20 protein-coding genes are annotated in these 18,396 nt (G+C 39.9%); 1 reads left to right on the plus strand and 19 read right to left on the minus strand.

Translation table 11 applies throughout. The features are described 5' to 3' along the window. Positions 1-2: 2 nt before the first annotated feature. From cps2T to STRDD10_RS08550, 19 genes are all read right to left on the minus strand, one after another. Entirely contained in the window at positions 3-1,175 is a 1,173-nt protein-coding gene (gene cps2T, locus STRDD10_RS08470; protein ID WP_067195052.1) for a beta 1-4 rhamnosyltransferase Cps2T, read from the minus strand. A 31-nt stretch (positions 1,176-1,206) separates the two neighbouring features. Further along, complete coding sequence (locus tag STRDD10_RS08475; protein WP_067195055.1) at positions 1,207-2,577, minus strand: sugar transferase; 1,371 nt, start codon at positions 2,575-2,577, stop codon at positions 1,207-1,209. A 20-nt stretch (positions 2,578-2,597) separates the two neighbouring features. After that, complete coding sequence (locus STRDD10_RS08480; protein ID WP_067195062.1) at positions 2,598-3,290, minus strand: tyrosine-protein kinase; 693 nt, start codon at positions 3,288-3,290, stop codon at positions 2,598-2,600. Positions 3,291-3,301: 11 nt separating this feature from the next. After that, positions 3,302-3,994: a CspC family polysaccharide chain length determinant protein gene (locus STRDD10_RS08485; protein WP_067195064.1), complete on the minus strand. Its 693-nt coding sequence runs from the start codon at positions 3,992-3,994 to the stop codon at positions 3,302-3,304. Positions 3,995-4,002: 8 nt separating this feature from the next. Then, positions 4,003-4,734, minus strand: a complete 732-nt coding sequence (gene cps4B / locus STRDD10_RS08490) for a capsular polysaccharide biosynthesis protein Cps4B (RefSeq protein ID WP_067195067.1) — start codon at positions 4,732-4,734, stop codon at positions 4,003-4,005. A 1-nt stretch (position 4,735) separates the two neighbouring features. Further along, positions 4,736-6,163 carry an LCP family glycopolymer transferase CpsA gene (gene cpsA / locus STRDD10_RS08495; protein WP_231853402.1) on the minus strand — a complete coding sequence of 476 codons (1,428 nt, stop codon included), beginning with the start codon at positions 6,161-6,163 and terminating at the stop codon, positions 4,736-4,738. 434 nt (positions 6,164-6,597) lie between these two features. Then, positions 6,598-7,191: an anaerobic ribonucleoside-triphosphate reductase activating protein gene (gene nrdG, locus STRDD10_RS08500; RefSeq protein WP_067195074.1), complete on the minus strand. Its 594-nt coding sequence runs from the start codon at positions 7,189-7,191 to the stop codon at positions 6,598-6,600. Then, positions 7,157-7,702, minus strand: coding sequence for a GNAT family N-acetyltransferase (locus tag STRDD10_RS08505; protein WP_067195077.1), 546 nt, complete (start codon positions 7,700-7,702; stop codon positions 7,157-7,159). The genes nrdG and STRDD10_RS08505 overlap by 35 nt, the downstream gene beginning before the upstream one ends. A 9-nt stretch (positions 7,703-7,711) precedes the next feature. Then, positions 7,712-8,203, minus strand: coding sequence for a GNAT family N-acetyltransferase (locus STRDD10_RS08510; protein WP_067195080.1), 492 nt, complete (start codon positions 8,201-8,203; stop codon positions 7,712-7,714). 197 nt (positions 8,204-8,400) lie between these two features. Beyond that, complete coding sequence (locus STRDD10_RS11200) at positions 8,401-8,541, minus strand: hypothetical protein (protein WP_197458324.1); 141 nt, start codon at positions 8,539-8,541, stop codon at positions 8,401-8,403. Then, entirely contained in the window at positions 8,519-10,729 is a 2,211-nt protein-coding gene (gene nrdD, locus STRDD10_RS08515; RefSeq protein WP_067195083.1) for an anaerobic ribonucleoside-triphosphate reductase, read from the minus strand. Before nrdD ends, STRDD10_RS11200 begins: the two co-directional genes overlap by 23 nt. A 117-nt stretch (positions 10,730-10,846) precedes the next feature. Then, positions 10,847-12,388, minus strand: coding sequence for a hypothetical protein (locus STRDD10_RS08520; RefSeq protein ID WP_067195086.1), 1,542 nt, complete (start codon positions 12,386-12,388; stop codon positions 10,847-10,849). Between the two features lie 126 nt (positions 12,389-12,514). Then, positions 12,515-12,646 (minus strand): hypothetical protein, encoded by a 132-nt coding sequence (locus STRDD10_RS11775; protein WP_269450127.1) that lies wholly within the window; start codon positions 12,644-12,646, stop codon positions 12,515-12,517. A gap of 73 nt (positions 12,647-12,719) precedes the next feature. Further along, on the minus strand, positions 12,720-13,661 hold the full coding sequence (locus STRDD10_RS08525) for a YitT family protein (protein ID WP_067195089.1): 942 nt from the start codon (positions 13,659-13,661) through the stop codon (positions 12,720-12,722). A gap of 47 nt (positions 13,662-13,708) precedes the next feature. Then, positions 13,709-15,457, minus strand: a complete 1,749-nt coding sequence (gene aspS, locus STRDD10_RS08530; RefSeq protein ID WP_067195092.1) for an aspartate--tRNA ligase — start codon at positions 15,455-15,457, stop codon at positions 13,709-13,711. 285 nt (positions 15,458-15,742) lie between these two features. Beyond that, positions 15,743-15,892 (minus strand): 50S ribosomal protein L33, encoded by a 150-nt coding sequence (rpmG, locus tag STRDD10_RS08535; protein WP_001265622.1) that lies wholly within the window; start codon positions 15,890-15,892, stop codon positions 15,743-15,745. A gap of 15 nt (positions 15,893-15,907) precedes the next feature. Then, on the minus strand, positions 15,908-16,090 hold the full coding sequence (gene rpmF / locus STRDD10_RS08540) for a 50S ribosomal protein L32 (protein ID WP_067195093.1): 183 nt from the start codon (positions 16,088-16,090) through the stop codon (positions 15,908-15,910). A 152-nt stretch (positions 16,091-16,242) separates the two neighbouring features. Beyond that, positions 16,243-16,443, minus strand: a complete 201-nt coding sequence (locus STRDD10_RS08545; protein WP_061866408.1) for a type II toxin-antitoxin system antitoxin — start codon at positions 16,441-16,443, stop codon at positions 16,243-16,245. A gap of 2 nt (positions 16,444-16,445) precedes the next feature. After that, positions 16,446-17,453 carry an SPFH domain-containing protein gene (locus STRDD10_RS08550; protein WP_067195095.1) on the minus strand — a complete coding sequence of 336 codons (1,008 nt, stop codon included), beginning with the start codon at positions 17,451-17,453 and terminating at the stop codon, positions 16,446-16,448. Positions 17,454-17,644: 191 nt separating this feature from the next. On the opposite strand from STRDD10_RS08550, the gene STRDD10_RS08555 reads away from it, so the two are divergent. After that, on the plus strand, positions 17,645-18,396 hold a 752-nt coding region (locus STRDD10_RS08555; protein ID WP_197458328.1), incomplete at its 3' end, for a dihydroxy-acid dehydratase domain-containing protein.

Raw genomic sequence — 18,396 nt, forward strand, 5'->3', positions numbered from 1 at the left:
TTCTATCCTTTAAGTATGTTCTCGTAGTCTGTAACAATTTTTTCCCAAGTAAAGGCTTCAGTGATGCGATTACTTGATTTTTGATTGAGATCTTCGATTGCTTGAGCGTCCAATTGCTCAGCTTGATCGATCACACTTGCCAATTGGTCTTTTTTCCAATAGAGAGCACCATCTTCACCGACTTCACGGTTAAAGCCAACATCCAGCAAGAGATTGAGCTTAGTAGACTCAAGAGCCTCAAGAAGGGAGGGATTGGTACCACCTACTTCATGACCATGGAAGTAAGCAAAGGCATTCTCACGAATGTATTTGAGCAATTCTTGGTCATAAACAGTTCCAACAAATTTCACACGAGAATCCTTGTCAAAACCAGTCTCCTGACGCAACTTGTCGTAGAACTTGTTTTCTTCAACATTTGTAATAAGAACAAAGTCCTTGTCAGAGTTTGATGCCATAAAGCCACGAATCATAGCCTCATAGTTATTCTCAGGCACAAAACGGCCTACAACAAGGTAATAATTGTTTTCAATGACGCCCTTTTCAAAATACCATGTGCGAACCTTATCATCAACCTTAGTTAATCGAGATTTAGTTGTATCTGTCCCATAGGCAATGTAAGTTGTCTGAGGACGATACTTCGCATAATCCTTTTGAATATATGCTTCGATGTTCTTACTATCACAGATTAAAAGATCCGCATGTTTCACCATGAGTTGCTCAGAAATTTTCCAATATTTACGAACCGGAAGACTCCATTTGGCACGAAGCCATTCATGACCGTCTGGGTTAACCATAAGGGTACCACCGATAGCCTTGATTTTCTTTTTAATACCTGAGATGAATGGACCAATTCGGCAGGCCAAAACATAAAAGATTGGTGCTTGGTCATTGTTTTCCTTAGCAATTTCAATGGCCTTATTAAGAGCTGCAATATCATAAGCAATAGCACGTGCAGGTCCGATATTTGGGACATCGATATTGTAGCATTTAGCACCGTTATGTTCGAAAGTGTCTGCTGTAATACCTGATTTAGCAGAGTTTTCACGCATACAAGCTACATAATATTGGATATCTTTGTCTTGTTGGAACTCTGTTAACTTCTCAACAAAGGTCTCAAATCCACCATATTTGGCAGGGATACCCTTGGAACCAACGATATAAACTGTTTTTGTCATTTAATCACCATCAAAAAAGATGGAACGAGCATTACTTCGCTCCATCCTTCATCACTACTACCTTAATTGTTTTCAATAAAATTTTCACATCAGTCCAGATGGTCCAACCGTCCATGTAAGCTACATCAAGTTTGACCACCTCATCAAAATCGGTAATTTCGCTACGCCCACTAACTTGCCAAAGTCCAGTAATTCCAGGTTTGAAACTAAGTCGACGTTTTTGACCCGGCGTATAAGACTCATACTCATCGAGTGTAGGTGGTCGTGTTCCAACCAAGCTCATATCCCCTTTAAGAACATTCCAAAATTGAGGCAGTTCATCAAGGCTTGTTTTACGAATGAAATGACCAATTGGAGTAATACGCGGATCATTGTCCATTTTGAACATTCCACCAGTCATTTGATTTTGATCCATTAAATCTTTTTTTATCTCCTCAGCATCCACACGCATAGAGCGAAACTTGTAAAACTTGAAAACACGTCCATTTTGCCCTACACGATTTTGGACGAAAATAGCTGGACCTCCGTCACGTTTAATAACAGGAACTAGGAAGATTCCTGCGATACCACAGAAAAACAAACCAACCAAGGCACCACAAATGTCAAGTGCACGCTTTGCTAAAACATGTCCATAGTTATAAAATTCATTTGAGAAAGTAACGACACTAAATCCGCTTAATTGATGAATTTCTTTCTCACCAGTACCAAGGAAATTCAAGGCATTGATGTTGACAGATACAGGAATTCCCATCATTTCAAAGTCTGATACAAAATCAAGAATCATATACTTATCACTTGGTAAATTGATGAAGACTTCATCTACCACTGCTTGAGTAGCATAACTAATGAGATTCATCAGAGGAACGTTTTTGATAAACTCATTTGTAAAGTGCACGTCATCTACTACACAAGCAGCTGTTATTTGCCCATCCAAATTATTTGACATTTTAGACATGGTCTTATCCAGACGGTTTTTGTTTGTGACCAATAGGATGTTTCGTTTATTCTTCCGACGAGTATAAATCGATCCTCTAAAAATACGAATGGACAAATTAGCTGCAAACATCAGTACGCCGTTCACCACGAGAAAGGCCATCAGCCCCCTACGAGAAATAGCAGGCGTATCGAGATCCATCACGAAGATAATAAAAGTGACAAAAACTCCCAATAGAACCGTATACTTAATCGTTTGAATCAATTCATCTATCATGCCTCTATATTTGAAGTTGACATAATAGTTGCCCACATAATAAACCACCATATGGGCAATTCCAAAGAGAACGATGCCATTTCTTCGCAAATCTGAATCTGGGATACAAAAGACAATTCCGCTAGACAGCAGTATTACTAACAGCTGTAAAACTGCAACTTCTAATTTACGAATATCTAACTTTTCTTGCATGTTCTCCCCCTAAATGATTCTTATTTCTTACCGTAGTTACCGTAGGAACCGTAATTCCCGTAGGAACCATATTGTTCAAGTTTCGTATCGTATTTGTTTAAAACAACACCTAAAAATGGGGTACCAGTGTGTTCTAACTGTTCTCTTGCTTTTTGTACTTCTCGGCGACGAGTTTCCCCAGAATCTGTAACTAGCATCGTTGCATCACACTTTTGTGAAATGATAGCAGCATCAATCACTACACCAATCGGTGCTGTATCAACAATGATATAATCATAATACCGACGCAAAGTCGTCAGCATTGTCACAAAATTTTCACTCTGCAAGAGCGCTGTTGGATTTGGAGACACTTGACCAGACTGGATAACAAAGAGGTTTTCTACATTGGTGTCACACAGTCCGTTAGAAAGGTCAGCATTCCCAGAAAGGAAATCTGTTAAGCCAGTGATTTTCTCGCGAGACTTGAAAACTCCTGACATAACTGAATTACGGATATCCGCATCAATAAGAAGCGTTTTATATCCTGCACGAGCAAAAGCAATGGCGATATTAATCGAAGTTGTTGACTTTCCTTCTCCTGGTTTCACCGATGAGATCGTAACAACTTCGAGATTATTTCCGCTGAGTTGGATATTGGTACGAAGAGCATTATAGTACTCTTCTGCTTTTTGGAATAAATCCAAACGTTTTTGTGCAATTTCTAAAGTTGGCATACTAGCTCCTATTATAATTTATCTATATTGGGAATAACTCCAAGTAAAGTCAGTTTCATGGTATCTTCGACATCTTCTGGACGTTTCACACGGTCATCCAAAATCTCTGTTAACAAGACAACTACAGTAATCACTGCGAAACCTCCCACAAATCCTAATAAAACATTACGGCGGATGTTGGGCGAAGATGGAGTTGTTGCAGGAATCGCTTCTTCCAATGTTGTTACATCAGACACTCGAGTGACTGCAATAATCTTTTGTGCAGCTACTTCACGCAGAGCATTAGCAATACGACTAGCCTCTTCTGGTGTGCTATCTTCTACTGTGATAGATACGATACGAGTATCGGTTGGAACTTGTACTGAAATTTTCTTCGTCAATTCTTGTATCGACAAATCCAACTTCAAGTCGCTGATGAGCTGGTTGAGTACATCCTGCGACAAAATAATCTCTCGGTAATCTTTTACTAGGTACGTTCCCGCTTGAAGATCTTGGTTCGTCAACCCTGGATTATCTGATTGGCTACGATTTACCACGTAGATACGAGTAGTTGAGCTATACTCAGGCGTCACAACGAACATGCTGTAACCTAGTGCGACAATAGAAGTGAAGAGAGAGACAAGTAAGATTAAAAACTTTCTTCTCCATAGCAATTTTAGCAAGGACATAACGTCAATTTCAATGGTTTCTTTTTGTTGATTCATGGTTTCTCCTAAATTAGTTGATCATTAAGTAGCAAACTGGCATTATCATAAAACAATTCCCGAGCTCGCTTTTCGCCATATTGTTTGTTTATAATTTGATAAGCTTCTTTCATATAAGGAGGACGGTCATCCAGATTATGCATATCACTTGCTATAAAATGAACTAAACCCTTCTCCAAGAAAAACTGAGCACGCTTTTTCATGAACTTATACTTATCTCCAAAGAGTTTTGGTTTGAGAACACTAAAGCTATTTATCTGGATATAGCACCCCATATGAATCAGTTCCTGAACTCGTTGTGCCTCATTTTCTAGAGCGTGGTAACGCTCGATGTGAGCTACAACTGGTGTAATCCCCAAACGCAAAACATCTCCTAGTGCCTTATGGATTTCCTTCCACGGCGTATTCATGCTAAACTCGATAAGAGCATAGCTAGTGCCAGCCAAGGTGGGAATGATTTTTTGCTCCAGTTTTTCTAGAACATCACTAGTGAAGTAAATCTCCGCACCATATAACACTGTCAAATCAACCGCCACTTCCTTGGCAAGTTCTTGGACATGCTGGAAGTTGGTGACGATTTTCTCCTCTGATGTTTCAAACATCCCTTTGCGACGATGGGAGGTAGCGACAATTGTCCTCACCCCTTGATCATAAGCATACTGAAGAAGTGCCTTGGACTCCGCTCTGCTTTTGGGTCCATCATCCACATCAAACACAATATGAGAATGAATATCAATCATTTTATTTTCCTTCCATTACATCTTGGATTGCAGTTTTAACAGAGTTAAGGCTATCCTGATTAATTTCCATCATGTAGAGGTTGCTACCTGGCATGGCATACGAAGGCAAGTCCATTCGACCAGTCCCCTGTAAATCTTGTGAAGTTACTGTATATCGCCCACCACTCTCTAGTTGTGTATTGACCAGATTCATCATGGTGTCCAGTGGCATGTTGGTTTGAACAGAATCTCCTAAACCATTAATAATGTTGTTATAATTACGCAATGCTTCAGCTGATGTCAGTTTCTGGATAATCGCTGCTATCACTTTTTGCTGATTGCGGCCACGATCTCGGTCCCCATCTGCTAGTGAGTAACGCTCGCGCACAAAACCAAGGGCTTGATCCGAGTTTAGGTGAACGTTCCCAACAGCAAATTCATAGTTGCCATGAAGCGAGGTGAAGGCTTGATCATTGTAAACATCTACTCCACCTAACAAATCGATTAGTTTTAAGAAAGAAGTGAAGTTAAGCCGTGCATAATAGTTAATGTCAATCCCATAGAGATTCTCAAGAGTATGGATAGAAGCATCTACTCCATAAATCCCTGCATGTGTCAATTTATCTGACTGATTGTTCCCTCCATCAGCGATAGGAACATAACTATCCCGAGGTGTTGTTGTCAGCAGAACCTTTTTCGTTGCACGATTGACCGTCATAATAATATTGACATCCGAACGGGATACAGAACTGATATCGCCGTAGGTATCAATTCCACTAATATAAACGTTAAAGACATCATTGTTTGTTACACTAGCTTCCTCAACTGTTTTTGTCAAGGACTTGGTATAAATTTTCTTAATTTTTGAAGCATAATTCACATCCTCTGATTCAATCATACTTTCAAACACGCTATTTAAAACAATTGCCTTGGTCTCTCCATTTAAAAGACTTTGATAAGCCGCCAAATAAGATGTGCTTGGTTCAACTTGGATGTTCTTGTTTTGAGTAGCCTTTATATCATCAAGCAACTGTTGGATGTTGTCTGAATCTGTACTCGTTGGAGCAAGAACTGTATCCACTTGAGAGATATTCTGAATATCACTCCCTTCCAAAACGGCAATACTCATTGAATAGTTCGAATAATTTGAGGTTGCATTTAGGCGGTTACTTAAGCCAACAAATTGTTGAACAGCAAAAAGGGAAACCGTTGTTGTAAAAATTCCTACAATCAGTAACACAACTGTAAAAATTTTAGCTTTTTTGAAAAAAATGAGTAGAAATGCTAGTCCTGCCAAAAAAATGATTCCTATTGTTAGGAGGACATTTAAATATCGGAAAGCAAGAATGTTATAGCGAAAGATTGAAAACAGTAAAAAACCAGCCAACAAGATAAAAATTGCTAATAGCACCATGCTAACAATACTTATTTTTCTTTGTTTTTTTACCATCTTTGTTAAATGAGACCGACGTTGGTATTTACTCATCGTATACTCCTATATAAACTTTATCAATTCTATTATATCATAAAAACTGTATTAATTTAAGGATTTCTTAAGATTTTCAACCTATAAGAAAAAGCAGGGAAATACTTGCATGTTTTTACATGTTCTTGCAAAGCTTACTACATTACGTTTTCATTCATTTTCTTTATCTTAAAATAGCTCATGATTTTTTTGTAATCTTTTGTTGGTTTTTTGTAATATAATTGTAAACTAAATCGATAAACTTTTCTCTCTTAAAATTATTATTCTGCCTCATTTTCCTACCAAATCATAGACAAAAAAACAAGTTACTCCTGTAAAACTTTACAAAAGTCACTTGTTCTCTCCATTTCATCAGTTTTATGTAACATTCTTCTATTGATAACGTAGATTTAATCCGTTTAACTTTCTCTCTTTAATTGTTCATAGTTTTCTTGTCCATCATTGAGTTTATCCCAAATAATGACTGCTCCAGCCTTAAGAGATTTTTGTACATCAATGATGCGTTGATTGGATGAACCACGAAACTGGAGCATGAGATTTTTCTTGGTCCGGTCAAAACGCCCATCCACCAGGATGTCAATCAAGGACAACAATTCCAGCTTGTCCTCGGTTTCCAACAGCATTTCCTCCCAAGTATAGCCCGTCCAAGACCAGATGTCCTTATCAGGCAATTCGTGGCGAATCCGCTTGACCAGAGGCAAGAGGATACCGGTGTTAAGAAAAGGCTCTCCACCCAAGAGGGTCAGCCCCTGCACGTAAGGTTGTGCCAAATCAGCCATGATCTGTTCTTCTAATTCTGCTGTATAGGGAATCCCTGCATTGAAAGACCAGGTTGCCACATTGTAGCACCCTTCGCAGTGAAACATGCAACCCGCCACATATAGGGAATTACGAACACCCTCACCATCAACGAAGTTAAAGGCCTTATAGTCAATGATGCGCCCCTGACTCAACTCCTTACTCTTCCATTCTTGTGGTTTGGGATTGTTCATTCTTACCCTCCAAATCTATCCAATAACGTTCGTTCCCATCAATAGTATTGTCATAAACACCACCAGTCGCTAGGATAGTGCGACGACTGCCCTCGTTATTCACATTGCAGGTGATAAGCACACAGTCCAATCCGTGTTTGAACGCTTCTTCTAAGCCAAGTTTTAGTTGTTCTTTAGCCAAGCCCTGACGGCGCTTGCTAGGACGAATGGAGTAGCCGATGTGCCCGAACTTAGTGCAAATAGACTCATTCATTCCCAATCGCAACGAGAGGAAACCCAAAGGCAGACCTGTTTCATCAAAGGAAAGATACTGGACAGAAGGTACCCGATCGGAAGAACGGTACTCAGCTCGCTCTTTTCGAACAGCCAATTCCAACCACTCTTCGTAATTCTTGTTTTTTTGCCAAAAAGAGACTGCACCACCATACATGCAGGAATTTGATGCTTCAAACTCCGCTATCATCTCCAAAACAGCATCCTTATCCGCTAAACTTGGTCGTCGTAATTCCATAACAGCTCCTCAATCAATCCAGTAGCGCTCTACACCATCACGCACATCTTCCAAGACACCACCGTTGGCGATGATGACAGCTCGGCTAGCTGGATTATCTTGATGGCAGGTGACCAGCGTGCGGTGGATATTTTTCCCCCGAGAAAGTAGCAAACTCTGTTCCAACATAGCCTTAGCAAAACCCTTGCCACGCTGACTGGGGCGGACAGAGTAGCCGATATGACCACCTTGATGTAAGAGGTAGTCACTGAGACGAAGACGCAGGTTGAGAAAGCCAACCGCCACACCATCTTCAAAGCCCACAAGTTGGATAGCAGGGACCCAACCGTCTGGCAAATGTAAACCAATTTCTGCATCTTGATTGCTTGCCAGCCAGTCTTCATAGACAAAATCTTCCCAGTCCCAGAAACCCCCATCATGAGGGGAAGCTTCCTGCTCAAACTCAGCTATCATAGCAAGAATGGCATCCTTGTCCGCTAAAGTTGGTCGCCGTAGTTCCATAAAACCTCCTAAATATGAAGAAAGGTTAGGACAACAGTCCTCAACCTCCAAAATGATATTACAAAATTTGTAAGACTCAGTCGCTATCTGACTTTAAATACGCTTGTACCAAGCTGTTAGTGATACTGACTCTGTCAGCTCTATTTTCTGCCTCAAACAGTTCAGGGGACTATTTGAGAAATCCATATCTCACTCCCTTACTTTTTCTTCGTTTTTTGTAAAAATTGTTCTCGCAGACTGGCTACACGGTCTTTTTTGTTAACTCCACCTGTTGAATGTTTCTCGTGAAACCGTTGAACTTGTTTGCGCCCTTTGTCATCTAATTGATATTTTCCCATTTTCATTCCCTTCAAAATTAATCGTTGAGCCATTCATATGTTTAACCCGTGCCGCAATTTCTTTGTGCCGTCCATTGACCATAGGTCTAGCTTGGGGATTTCCTAGGTAACCACAAGTTCGTTTGACCACATCTACAGTTTTCGGATCGCCATTGCCACAGTTTGGACAGGTAAAACCTCGCTCAGTGGGCGTGAAGTCCCCTTCAAAACCACAGGCATAACATTTGTCAATCGGTGTATTGGTCCCCAGATAACCGACACGGTCATAGGCGTAATCCCAAACGGCTTCTAGTGCCTTAGGATTTTGCTGAAGCACTGGATACTCGCAATAGTGGATGAATCCTCCAGTTGCACCTGCTTCTGGATACACTTTTTCAAATTCTAATTTCTCAAACGGAGTCGGATTTTTCCGCACGTCGTAATGGAAGGAGTTGGTATAATATTCCTTATCTGTAATATCTTTAACCACACCAAATTTTTCTGTATCCATACGACAAAAACGATCTGTCAAGCTCTCCGATGGGGTTGAATAAACTGAGAAGTGGTAATCGTATTGCTCAGACCATTCTTCGACTCGTTTTTTCATTTCTTTAATGATAGCAATCGTAAAATCCTTAGCTTCCGGATTTTTCTCCCAATCGCCACCGTAGAAGACTGTTGCCACCTCGTAAAGCCCGATATATCCTAGTGAAACAGTTGCTCGACGATGGGTAAAGAGTTGCTCCACCTGATCATACTTTCCAAGACGTTTTCCAAAAGCACCATACTGATAGAGAATCGGAGCATTTGCTGGAATAGCTTCCTTAGTCCGCTCGACACGGTAAACAAGGGCATCTTCAGCAATGTTCATGCGTTCATTGAAAACTTCCCAGAACCTATCCTTATTTCCTTTGGATTCCATTGCAATACGTGGCAAATTAACGGTTACCACTCCTAGATTCATTCGACCAGAATTCACTTCCATGCCGCTTTCATCCTTCCAACCTTGAAGAAAAGAACGACACCCCATTGGAACTTTAAAGGAACCTGTCAACTGGACAATTTTATCATAAGATAGCACGTCTGGGTACATCCTCTTAGTCGCGCACTCCAAAGCCAACTCTTTAATGTCATAGTTTGGACTACCCTCTTCTAAATTTAGACCCCTTTTTAAAGTGAAAATCAGTTTAGGAAAGATTGCCGTGCGATGTTCAGAACCAAGACCCTTGATTCGAATGGTCAAAATAGCTTTTTGAATTTCTCTTTCAAAACGACTAGTTCCTAAACCAAATCCTAAGGAAGTAAACGGTGTCTGTCCGTTAGAGGTAAAAAGGGTATTGATTTCATACTCCAGAGATTGCATGGCATCATATATATCTTTTTGAGTTTTCTTCCAAGCGTAACTTTCCTGCTTTTCTGGCACAACCCACTCTGCTGCATCTACTAGATGTTTCTGATAATTCTTCTCTGCATAAGGTGCCAAGACTTCATCAATCCGATCCGCAGAACAACCTCCATACTGACTGGATGCTACATTCGCAATAATCTGTGAAATCTGCGCTGTTGCTGTTTGGATAGACTTAGGAGTCTCTACCTCAGCATTTCCAATCTTAAATCCATTTTCTAGCATCCCCTTAAAATCAATTAGACAACAGTTGGTCATTGGTGTATAAGGACTATAATCCAAATCATGGTAATGAATATCCCCTTTTTGGTGGGCGTTTGCCACATGTGGCGGTAGTAGCTTTAGACCAATAGACTTACCAACAATTCCCGCTGTTAAATCCCTTTGAGTGTTAAAAACTTCACTATCCTTGTTAGCATTTTCGTTTACTACGCTTCGATCTTTATCTAGTAACCTTCCGATACTTACATTGATATCCATCGCCTGAGCACGCTCAAAATCACGTTGAACTCGGTAGGCAATATACTTTTCTGCAATAGCATACTCTTTTGCTGCTAGCAATTGTTGTTCAACAATCGTCTGGATTTCATAGATTTTGACATCTTTTGGAAAACGCAAGAACACTTCTGCAGCGACCTTTTCACTAATCTTCTCAAGTTGTAATTCCACCATCGGTGACAATGGAACTGTCTGGGCAGCAGCTTTTTTCACAGCATTGTAGATTTTTTCTAGATCAAAAGCGACTCTACGACCATCTCGTTTTTCTACAAAAGTTTTAGGCAAATCTTCTTCAAAAACAATCATTTGTCTCCCCTTTTATCTATTCTCGTTTACAAAAACCATTATACCACTCTAAAATTAAAAATCAATATCTTGTGGTGAAATTTATAAAAAACTTCAAAAAACACAAGATATTGATTTTTATTTTCGTTTATAAAGAGTGAACTGATCAAAGCTTTGTTCACTCTCTTGGTAACTCTTCTGAAGAATGTTTTTCACATCCTCATTTAGAGTCAAGCGATTGTTAACCGCAATATAGGCAGGGTATTTCTGCAAACCATTTAAAAGTTTAATTTCATTTTCATTGGTTGTTAAATATTGCGTTGGTGACAAAATAAGGGAGCTTGACAAACGCTGACTCACAAGATACATAGTAGCACTTGTATCCCAAGCATAGATGGTGTCAGTAGATTGACTGTTTTCCTTGATGTACCTCGCAACCTCTGTCCGTTCACGACTTTCTTCGCCATGAAGAATGTACGTCTCAACTAAGGGGCGCCCCATCACATATACGCCAACAACAAAAGGAAGATACAAACTTACTGTCAGATACTTACTTAAGGGTGATGTTGTATTTCGAGCCCTACGGCTGTCTTCACCAACTAGAACCGATAGCTGCTCCCCCATCCAAAAGGTTATCAGTAAAAAGACAAAAGGAATCAACGGAAGCAGGTGATAAAGACCGAAATCTGGGTTAAAAATCGATAAAACAAGGACAATTACGACGCCCAAAATCCCCATCCATTTCAACTCAAAGCTACCTTTAGAAAAACTAGTTAGAGTTGCAAATAGTAAAAAGAGGAAACCTAGGCCAAAAGCAAGACCCAAATAAGTTATCACGTTTTCTAATAGATGACTATGCGCTAGCTGAAAACTAGTCGCATCAAAGATAATCTGTCCTACTGCATCACCAAAGCTACCTGTCCAAACGGTCACATACCCAATCGGATAAAAAAGAAGGGAAAAACCAAGTAAGCTAGCTAAAAATTGATAAACCCCTTGTAAAAATTGGTGCTGACGAATATCATAAAGAGCTAGAGCAATCAACGCTATACTGTAAAAAAAGAGGGCAGACATAGGCGAAATCATAAAAGCAAGCGCTGCCTGCATTCCATAACGAATAAAACCAATTTTCTCTCGTGTTTGAATATATTTTGCTATTCGACTAAGGGAGTAAAATAATACTGGTAAGGCAAAGATAGGAGCGTACAACCCACCCATTCCCAATAGAAAGACTAAGACATATACCATCGCCATTGCAAACTTGGCAACACGAATCTGTCCCACCAAACGATAGGCAAGACGGTAACTAATCCACCCCGTAGCAATTAAAGCTAAAAACTGAACTCCTATCCAAAGAAAACCAAAAGGAAGATAACCACTCAACCAAAGCAAACCATAGAAAAGAATACCTGACGTTCCAAAAAAACTTGCATAAGCCATCTGTCCTTGAGTCATCGCCCAGGAAGCATATAAATTTTGACTTTGAAGGTTGGTAGCAAGATTTGAAAAATGTGGTAAAAACAAACTAACTCCAGTCAATAGGATGCTAAAAATAAGTAGGTTAAACCACGGTAAACCTTCCACTTCTCTCATCCAAACTCCATTGGTTTTAAATTCCTGATGAAGGGCAGCCCCAAAACTTCCTAAAGACTCTCTGTGCTGCTTTTCATGTCTATACATATGTTACTCCTTGATATGACCTAGCAAATGTTATACTCACACAATCCAATCACATTTTTACCACTACACCTCCTATAGCAAGGATACGCGTTCTGAGATAACGGATTGAAAACTATCCCTAGTATATCAAATAGTCAGCTGTTTGTCAGCCTCTACTCGTAACTTCTCTAATAAAATAGCATATCGCTCCAAGTCTCGAAATCGATGATAGTCTTGCTGTTGATAAGACTCTAGAAATTGCTGTTCTTCTTGTGTCATAAAAAACCTCCTATCCTTCTATTCGAAAACATAGAAAGATAAGAGGTAGTTTTATCAAGTGGAAAATACTAGTTTATTTATCTAACTCAACAAAGCGTCCTAAAATATGTACATTATCAGAAATCGAGACAAAGGCATCTGGATCGGATTTCTTCATGATATACTTGAATTCATTGTATTCAGCACGCGTGATGACAGTGATTAAAACAGCCTTATGTTGATGATTATAAGTCCCTTCAGCATCATTGATGATCGTTGCTCCACGTTGTAAGCGTTTATGAATTTTAGCAATCACTTTCTCAGGATGACTAGTCACAATCATAGCTTGCATTTTCTTTTGTTTCGTAAAAATCGCATCTGTTACCCGACTCGAAACAAAAATCGTAATCATAGAGTATAACGCATACTTCCATCCAAAAGTCACACCTGCAATCAGCATAATCGTCCCATTTACGATAAGCGAAATACTTCCCACATTCCGTCCTGTACGCTTTCTTACCGTTAAACTGACGATATCTGTCCCACCACTTGAGATGTTATTGCGAAGAGCAAAGCCAATCCCCAATCCCATGACCACTCCACCAAATAAAGCATTGATAATCGGATCATTTGTCAAGGTCACTACTGGAACAATCTGAATAAAAAGAGAGCTCATACTTACCGTTATAAAGGTAAAAATGGTAAATTTATGCCCTATCTGATACCAAGCAAGTAGCATCAAAGGAATATTTATAGCATAGAAGGTCACAGAGACAGGGATTGTAAAACCAAGAAAACGTGAACTCAAGGCAGTCAACACCTGTGCTAAACCTGTTGCGCCACTGGAATAAACGTTTCCCGGTTGAAAGAAGAAATTAACCGCTACTGCAGATAAAAATCCATAGACTATCGATGCGGAAATCTTCTCGTCATACTTCTCTTTTGAGATACTTTTTAGGACTTGTAAGAGTTTGAATCGCTTGGCAGCCCGCTTAACTTGAAGCTTCAGCAAGCGTTCGGGACTTGTTTTTTTCATCTTTTCACACTTTTTAACAGCTTGTTTTTAAAAAGGAAATGAACTAGCTACTCAGCCTGTTCGACTATAAGGTTTAATTCATCTAGTTGAGCAAGTGCAACGGTGGATGGTGCTTGAGTCATTGGGTCACTTGCCTTATTATTTTTAGGGAAGGCAATTACTTCTCTAATATTTTCCTCACCAGCTAACAACATCACAAAACGGTCAAGACCTAAGGCTAAACCACCATGTGGTGGAAAACCATAATCCATAGCCTCAAGCAAGAAACCAAACTGGGCACTTGCTTCATCAGCAGAGAAACCAAGGGCTTTAAACATACGCTCTTGTAATTCCTTCTGGTTAATACGAAGGCTTCCACCACCGAGTTCGTATCCATTTAAAACGATATCATAGGCAATCGCTCGCACCTTAGAAAGTTCTCCTTCGAGTTCATTTTCCGTTTCTTTCTGAGGAAGAGTGAAGGGGTGATGGGCTGACATGTAGCGTCCTTCTTCTTCAGACCATTCAAACATGGGCCAATCCACAACCCAAAGAAAATGAAATTTAGTATTATCAATTAAACCAAGTTCTTTAGCAATCCGTCCACGCAGTGCTCCAAGTGTTGCATTAACTACATCCAATGTATCCGCAACAAAAAGAATCAAATCTTTTTCTTCAAGTTGTAAAGCAACTGTCAACTCGCTTGTCAACTCTGTCAAGAACTTAGCAACTGGACCATTTAGTGAACCCTCTGAATATTTTACCCAAGCTAGACCTTTGGCGCCATATTGTTTCGCTACTTCTGTCAACTTATCAATGTCTTTACGAGAGTACTTATCCGCAGCTCCCTTCACCACGATTGCTTTAACCGCAGGTGCTTCCGAAAATACTTTGAATTCTACATCCTTGACAAGATTTGTCAGATCTTGAAGCAACATGCCAAAACGAGTATCTGGTTTATCCGAACCATACAAGGTCATGGCATCGTCGTATTTCATCCGTGGAAATGGCAATGTGACGTCAATACCCTTGGTATCCTTCATAACTTTGGCAATTAGTCCTTCTGTAATATCTTGGATTTCCTGATCAGATAAGAAAGACGTTTCTAAGTCAACTTGTGTAAACTCAGGTTGACGATCACCACGCAAATCCTCGTCACGGAAGCATTTGACAATTTGGTAATAGCGGTCAAATCCTGCATTCATCAAGAGTTGTTTTGTAATCTGTGGACTTTGTGGCAAAGCATAAAAATGTCCCTTGTGAACACGAGACGGTACTAAATAATCCCTAGCTCCTTCTGGTGTTGACTTAGATAAAAAAGGAGTTTCAACATCGATAAACTCTAATTCATCCAAATAGTTTCGGATAGAATGAGTTACTTTTGCCCGAAGTTTAAGATTTTCTAACATTTCAGGACGACGAAGGTCTAAATAACGATAGCGCATACGCGTATCATCATTCGCTTCAATCCCATCTTTAATTTCAAAAGGAGTTGTCTTAGCAGTGTTTAAAACGATTAAGTTTTCAACCTGCAACTCTACCTTCCCTGTTGCCAATTTATCATTTTCTTGCTGACGAGCTTCTACCGTTCCTGTTACTTCAATAACAAATTCACTACGAAGAGTCTCAGCTACTGCCATCAACTCTGTAGAAACGGTTGCTGGATTAATGACCAGCTGCATAATGCCTTCACGATCGCGTAAATCGATAAAAATCAAACCTCCCAAATCACGACGACGAGCTACCCAGCCCTTTAAAGTAATTTGTGAGCCGATATGCTCTTTTCGCACACGACCAGCATACATAGAACGTTTCATTATATACCACTCTCCAATAATTCTTCTGTTACTATTTTACCATAAAGACTGATGAATAAACTAGTAAATCTTCATTATTTTTTATCTTCATTTTTCCAAAAAATAAATTTCCTGACACAATCGTTTCAAATAGATGCCACACTTTATCGTTTAGAATAGTCAAATCTATTTCCTATTTCAAAAAAGGTAGTCAGTTAGCTGATTTTAAGTACAATCAAGCGTAATTGAAAAAATAAAAACGCTTAAAATCAGCGTTTTTCTAATGTATTGATTCGTATTGAATGCTTACTTCACTTCTGTAAACACAACGTGTTTGCGAAGCTTTGGTGAGTATTTCTTCAACTGAAGACGGTCTGGAGTGTTACGTTTGTTTTTAGAAGTAAGGTACAAGCGTTCACCAGATTCTTTGTGTTCAAGTGTAATATTTACGCGCATGGTAGCTCCCTTCTATTATTCAGCTGCTGCAGCTTTAGCGATCTTACGTCCTTTGTAGTATCCTTTAAGGGATACACGGTGAGAACGTGAGTAATCTCCAGTTGCTTCGTCAAAGTTTACAGATGGAGCTGTCACTTTGTAGTGTGTACGACGTTTGTTTTTCTTCGCTTTTGAGGTGCGACGTGCAGGTACTGCCATTTTTTGTTTCTCCTTTAGGGATTTATATTCGATTCAATCTAGTGATTTTCATCAACCATACTAGGATAACACATTTTTTTTGTAAAGTAAAGTTACTTGACAAAAAAAGATGAAAAAATTCTCCCGTCCGACCCAGCAGACAGGAGAAGGTGTTAAATATCAACCTCAAATGGTTCGTCAATGGTTTCTGATACGTATTTTCCGTCTTTTTTTCGTTGTTTAACACATTCAGTAAGGAGATATTCAATTTGCCCATTAACTGAGCGAAAGTCATCTTCTGCCCATGATGCGAGTGCAGCATATAACTTTGTCGATAGTCGAAGGGGGATTTGCTTTTTTTTAGCTTCTGCCATTACTAATATAAACTTCCTGTATTGACAATTGGTTGTGCATCATGATTGCCACAGAGAACGACTAGGAGATTTGAAACCATGGCAGCTTTTCGTTCTTCGTCAAGCTCTACCAATTCCCCTTCATTGAGACGTTCTAGTGCCATTTCAACCATTCCTACAGCACCATCTACAATCATCTTACGTGCATCAATGATAGCAGATGCTTGTTGGCGTTGAAGCATAACAGCTGCAATTTCTGTAGCGTAAGCTAGGTAAGTAATACGTGCCTCAAGGATTTCCAAGCCAGCTTCTTCTACACGACTTTGAATTTCCTCACGAATACGGTTAGCTACAATTTCACTAGAACCACGGAGACTACCTTCATCTGCTTGGCCGTCACCCGTAGTATCTACATTAGGAGACACATCGTAAGGATAGATGCGGACAATATTTCGAAGGGCGCTGTCACACTGCAAAGAGAGGTATTCCTTGTAGTTATCAACGTTGAAAACTGCTTTGGCGGTATCGACAACTCTCCAAGTTACGGCGATTCCAATTTCAACAGGATTTCCTAGACAATCATTGATTTTTTGACGGGAGTTACTCAAGGTCATAACTTTGAGGGAAATGTGTTTCTTGCCAATTTCAAGATTTACATCATTGCCATTTGATGATTTAGCCCCTAAAAAAGGAGATTTTGTACTGACATCACCACTTTGTCCAAGTCGAGTCTGGTTTGCAGGATTGACTGCTACGCTGAAGGGATTGACAAAGTAAAAACCAGGTTCTTTGATAGTACCTGTATAGTTACCAAAAAGGGTCAAAACCAGAGCTTCCTGAGGTTTGACAACTTTTAAACCAGCATGAGCTAGCGCTGCAATTACAATTAGCAAAAGTCCGATAATAATCCCAAAAATGTTTTCCGAACCAGCACCCATTATAAATATAAAGACACCAAATACGAGTGTCAATTCAGTAAGAATCAATGCGAATACACCATTTGGTTTTGAATTGATGAGTTTTTCAGTCATAAGAATGACCTCCTGTTATTTGATATCTAAATGATATCATTTTGTATTATTAAAGTCAAAAAAATAAAGGTGAGTTTTTTAAGAAAATATATTTATAGAATTTTCTGAAAATTTTAAAATTTTCTTCTATGATAACTTACAAAAATGTGATATAATGTAGAGAAGAGTAGCTAGACTGAAAAGGAGAGAAGATGACAGAATTAGATACACGTCACCGCAGTAGCATCTATGACAGCATGGTTAAGTCACCTAACCGTGCCATGCTTCGTGCTACAGGAATGACCGATAAAGACTTTGAAACACCGATTGTGGGAGTGATTTCAACCTGGGCTGAAAACACGCCTTGTAACATCCACCTCCATGACTTTGGAAAACTTGCCAAAAAGGGAGTTAAAGCTGCAGGTGCATGGCCTGTGCAGTTTGGGACAATTACGGTAGCAGACGGAATCGCCATGGGAACGCCTGGAATGCGCTTCTCTCTGACCTCTCGTGACATTATCGCGGACTCTATCGAAGCTGCCATGGGTGGACACAATGTGGATGCCTTTGTAGCGATTGGGGGCTGTGACAAAAACATGCCAGGCTCCATGATTGCCATTGCCAACATGGATATTCCAGCTGTCTTTGCCTATGGAGGGACCATTGCACCAGGAAATCTTGACGGAAAAGACATCGACCTCGTTTCCGTCTTTGAAGGAATCGGAAAATGGAACCACGGAGACATGTCTGCTGAGGATGTGAAACGTCTCGAATGTAATGCCTGCCCTGGCCCTGGTGGCTGTGGTGGGATGTACACCGCTAACACCATGGCAACAGCCATTGAAGTGTTGGGGATGAGCTTGCCTGGTTCCTCCTCTCACCCTGCCGAATCCGCAGACAAGAAAGAAGACATCGAAGCAGCAGGACGTGCTGTTGTTAATATGCTCAAGATGGGCTTAAAACC

The sequence above is a fragment of the Streptococcus sp. DD10 genome (genome assembly GCF_001578805.1).
Lineage (GTDB): Bacteria > Bacillota > Bacilli > Lactobacillales > Streptococcaceae > Streptococcus.

What these genes read in the sequence shown, in the direction of transcription:
- STRDD10_RS08475 (WP_067195055.1), bottom strand. Translation starts at nt 2,577, where the DNA reads ATGCAAGAAAAGTTAGATATTCGTAAATTAGAAGTTGCAGTTTTACAG.
- STRDD10_RS08545 (WP_061866408.1), bottom strand. Translation starts at nt 16,443, where the DNA reads ATGGCAGAAGCTAAAAAAAAGCAAATCCCCCTTCGACTATCGACAAAG.
- STRDD10_RS08505 (WP_067195077.1), bottom strand. Translation starts at nt 7,702, where the DNA reads ATGGAATTACGACGACCAAGTTTAGCGGATAAGGATGCTGTTTTGGAG.
- STRDD10_RS08550 (WP_067195095.1), bottom strand. Translation starts at nt 17,453, where the DNA reads ATGACTGAAAAACTCATCAATTCAAAACCAAATGGTGTATTCGCATTG.
- nrdD (WP_067195083.1), bottom strand. Translation starts at nt 10,729, where the DNA reads ATGATTGTTTTTGAAGAAGATTTGCCTAAAACTTTTGTAGAAAAACGA.
- aspS (WP_067195092.1), bottom strand. Translation starts at nt 15,457, where the DNA reads ATGAAACGTTCTATGTATGCTGGTCGTGTGCGAAAAGAGCATATCGGC.
- STRDD10_RS08525 (WP_067195089.1), bottom strand. Translation starts at nt 13,661, where the DNA reads ATGAAAAAAACAAGTCCCGAACGCTTGCTGAAGCTTCAAGTTAAGCGG.
- STRDD10_RS08485 (WP_067195064.1), bottom strand. Translation starts at nt 3,994, where the DNA reads ATGAATCAACAAAAAGAAACCATTGAAATTGACGTTATGTCCTTGCTA.
- cps2T (WP_067195052.1), bottom strand. Translation starts at nt 1,175, where the DNA reads ATGACAAAAACAGTTTATATCGTTGGTTCCAAGGGTATCCCTGCCAAA.
- cpsA (WP_231853402.1), bottom strand. Translation starts at nt 6,163, where the DNA reads ATGGTAAAAAAACAAAGAAAAATAAGTATTGTTAGCATGGTGCTATTA.
- cps4B (WP_067195067.1), bottom strand. Translation starts at nt 4,734, where the DNA reads ATGATTGATATTCATTCTCATATTGTGTTTGATGTGGATGATGGACCC.
- nrdG (WP_067195074.1), bottom strand. Translation starts at nt 7,191, where the DNA reads ATGAACAATCCCAAACCACAAGAATGGAAGAGTAAGGAGTTGAGTCAG.
- STRDD10_RS08520 (WP_067195086.1), bottom strand. Translation starts at nt 12,388, where the DNA reads ATGTATAGACATGAAAAGCAGCACAGAGAGTCTTTAGGAAGTTTTGGG.
- STRDD10_RS08510 (WP_067195080.1), bottom strand. Translation starts at nt 8,203, where the DNA reads ATGGAACTACGGCGACCAACTTTAGCGGACAAGGATGCCATTCTTGCT.
- STRDD10_RS11200 (WP_197458324.1), bottom strand. Translation starts at nt 8,541, where the DNA reads ATGGGAAAATATCAATTAGATGACAAAGGGCGCAAACAAGTTCAACGG.
- rpmF (WP_067195093.1), bottom strand. Translation starts at nt 16,090, where the DNA reads ATGGCAGTACCTGCACGTCGCACCTCAAAAGCGAAGAAAAACAAACGT.
- rpmG (WP_001265622.1), bottom strand. Translation starts at nt 15,892, where the DNA reads ATGCGCGTAAATATTACACTTGAACACAAAGAATCTGGTGAACGCTTG.
- STRDD10_RS11775 (WP_269450127.1), bottom strand. Translation starts at nt 12,646, where the DNA reads ATGACACAAGAAGAACAGCAATTTCTAGAGTCTTATCAACAGCAAGAC.
- STRDD10_RS08480 (WP_067195062.1), bottom strand. Translation starts at nt 3,290, where the DNA reads ATGCCAACTTTAGAAATTGCACAAAAACGTTTGGATTTATTCCAAAAA.